Below are 2461 nucleotides of genomic sequence, written 5' to 3'. Positions count from 1 at the left end.
AATTTCCGTTGGTTGCTGGTGGCCTCGTTCATCGGGCCGGTGGTGGGGGTGGGGCTGGCCTTTGCCTCGGCACTGGCGCTGTCCGGCGGCATGGTGCTGTCCAAGCAGGGGCTGGCCGAAGGGGTGGACCCGCTGTTCGCCGCGCTGTTGCGCATGGTGGTGGCCATGGGCGTGTTCTGGCCCACGGCCATGCTGACCGGCAGGCTGCGCCCGGCGTTGTCCGTGGTGCGCGGCGACGGTCAGGACCGCCGCAATTTCCGTTGGTTGCTGGTGGCCTCGTTCATCGGGCCGGTGGTGGGGGTGTGGCTGTCGCTGGTGGCCATTGGCGCGACCCAGACAGGCATTGCCGCCACCCTCATCGGGCTGGAACCCATATTCATCATTCCCGTGGCTGCCCTGGTGGAGCGACGCTGGCCCACGCCCCGCGCCATTGCCGGGGCGGGCATCGCCTTCGTGGGGACGGCGTTGCTGTGCCTGAGAAATGTATTGTAGGTACGGTTCGCCGACGAATGAAAAGCGCCCGGAGTTGCTCCGGGCGCTTTCGTTTTTTCCGGGGGACTGAAATCCGGCGGCAGGCAGCTACACCTCGCCCACGGCCATGCCCAGGTCGTTGTCGGTGTCCGGGGCATCGGTGTCCGGGGCATCGGCGGCAGGTGCGGTGGCGTGCCCGGCGGCCCTGCCGTCCGTGGTGCCCGCGGTACCATGATTGGCCTCGAAGGCGTGGCCCCACTTGCACATTTCGGACAACACCGGCAGCACACTGCGGCCCATCTCGGTCAGCGAATATTCAACGCGCGGCGGCACCTGCGGGTACACCTCGCGGTGCAGCACGCCGTCCGATTCCAGTTCGCGCAGCTGCTGGGTGAGCATTTTCTGGGTGATGTTGGGCATGATGCGCCGCAATTCGCTGAAGCGCAGCGTTCCGTCCTGGCCCAGCCGCCACAGGATGATGGGCTTCCACTTGCCGCCGATGACCTGAAGGGTCAACTCCAGCGAGCAGTAATATTCCTTGCCCGCGCAGTGCTTGAGGGTGCATGCCGTGACCATCTGGTACCTCCGCGCGAAACATAGTATCATCTGCGGTATCTTTCAAGACCCTACAGTATGCTGCAGGATACTATGCCACAAAATGGTGCGTACTTGATGAAAAATCCGAAGCAGGTATTTTGAGCCGCAGAGTTTCGCCATCTCTTGCCAGCCCCGGCCACCGCAGCCCTGCCGCACGAAGTTCCCGGCAGGCGCGGCGGCTGGCCGGGAACGCGGCCAAGCCGCGGGACTCTCGCATTCGTACCTCGTAACTTCGCGCCACGCAGGGCGCAGGAGGGTTCATGGACGTCCTTTCCGCCATCCACGGTCGCCGTTCCATCCGCAAGTATACCGAGGCCCCCGTTGCCGCGTCCGACGTGCGCGACATCCTGGCCGCCGCCATGGCCGCGCCCAGCGCGGGCAACGCCCAGCCGTGGCGTTTCGTGGTCGTGGACGACCGTGCGCTGCTGGAGGCCATTCCCGCGTTCAGCCAGTACGCCGCCATGGCCGCAAAGGCCCCGCTGGGCATTCTGGTGTGCGCCGACCTGACGTCGGAAAAGTACCCCGGCTACTGGGTGCAGGATTGTTCCGCCGCGGTGCAGAACATCCTGCTGGCCGTGCACGGCAAGGGGCTGGGCGCGGTATGGACCGGCGTGCACCCCATGAAGGACCGCGAGGACGGCTTTCGTCGCCTGCTCGGCCTGCCGGACAGCGTGGTGCCGCTGGGCTTCATCGTCATCGGCCACCCGGCGCAGGAACTGGCCCCGCAGGACCGTTACGACGAAGCCAAAGTCCACTGGAACGGGTGGTAGCATGCCCATCATCAGCGTTGTGGCCAACCACATGGAAACGGACGACAAGCGCGAACTGGTGCGCGAACTGACCGCCACGGCGGCGCGGGTCATGAAGCTGCCGCCGGAAACCATCACCGTGCTCATCGACTGCCGCCAGCCGGAAGACATCGGCGTGGCCGGGGTGCTGCTGGCCGACCGCAGGAAATGACGGGCGGCGGCAACCTGCCGCCCTTTCTCCCCGAAATTCTCCCCGACACTTTCGCCAACATCCTCGCGCCGCCTCCCCCGGTTTGCGGGAAAGTCGGCGCACCACGGAGACATCATGAGCGCATCCATCTTCGCGCCCGTGCGCATCGGCAATCTGGAATCGCCCAACCGCTTCGTCCGTTCCGCCACCTGGGAAGGGCTGGCCACCGACGAAGGCATGGCCACCCCGGCACTGGCAGACGTGCTGGGCGAACTGGCCAAAGGGGGCGTGGGGGTGGTCATTCCCGGCCATGCCTACGTGGAAAAGCGCGGGCAGGCCGGCCCCCGCCAACTCGGCATCCACGACGACGCATGCATTCCCGGCCTGCGCATGCTGGCGGACGCCGTGCACGCGGGCGGCGGGCGCATCGTGGCCCAGCTGGCCCACGCGGGCG

5 protein-coding genes are annotated in these 2461 nt (G+C 66.7%); 4 read left to right on the top strand and 1 reads right to left on the bottom strand.

Features of this window, described 5'->3' with window-relative positions:
- The coding region (locus FVW20_RS12570; protein WP_196609884.1) for an EamA family transporter at nucleotides 1–492 on the top strand (492 nt) is incomplete at its 5' end.
- 87 nt (nucleotides 493–579) lie between these two features.
- Here the strand turns inward: FVW20_RS12570 and FVW20_RS12565 are convergent.
- Complete coding sequence (locus FVW20_RS12565; RefSeq protein ID WP_196609883.1) at nucleotides 580–1047, bottom strand: winged helix-turn-helix transcriptional regulator; 468 nt, start codon at nucleotides 1045–1047, stop codon at nucleotides 580–582.
- Nucleotides 1048–1328: 281 nt separating this feature from the next.
- On the opposite strand from FVW20_RS12565, the gene FVW20_RS12560 reads away from it, so the two are divergent.
- The 3 genes from FVW20_RS12560 to FVW20_RS12550 all read left to right on the top strand — a co-directional run.
- Nucleotides 1329–1838, top strand: coding sequence for a nitroreductase family protein (locus FVW20_RS12560; RefSeq protein WP_196609882.1), 510 nt, complete (start codon nucleotides 1329–1331; stop codon nucleotides 1836–1838).
- 1 nt (nucleotide 1839) lies between these two features.
- On the top strand, nucleotides 1840–2028 hold the full coding sequence (dmpI, locus tag FVW20_RS12555; RefSeq protein WP_196609881.1) for a 4-oxalocrotonate tautomerase DmpI: 189 nt from the start codon (nucleotides 1840–1842) through the stop codon (nucleotides 2026–2028).
- 114 nt (nucleotides 2029–2142) lie between these two features.
- Nucleotides 2143–2461: oxidoreductase (locus tag FVW20_RS12550; protein ID WP_443677871.1), on the top strand; the 319-nt coding region annotated here is incomplete at its 3' end.

Origin of the sequence: Nitratidesulfovibrio oxamicus (assembly GCF_015731765.1) — a bacterium.
Taxonomy (GTDB): Bacteria; Desulfobacterota; Desulfovibrionia; order Desulfovibrionales; family Desulfovibrionaceae; genus Cupidesulfovibrio; species Cupidesulfovibrio oxamicus.
This window is presented reverse-complemented; position numbering and strand designations above follow the sequence as displayed.

Coding starts and splice junctions, on each gene's coding strand:
- FVW20_RS12565 (WP_196609883.1), bottom strand. CDS start 1,047: ATGGTCACGGCATGCACCCTCAAGCACTGCGCGGGCAAGGAATATTAC.
- FVW20_RS12560 (WP_196609882.1), top strand. CDS start 1,329: ATGGACGTCCTTTCCGCCATCCACGGTCGCCGTTCCATCCGCAAGTAT.
- dmpI (WP_196609881.1), top strand. CDS start 1,840: ATGCCCATCATCAGCGTTGTGGCCAACCACATGGAAACGGACGACAAG.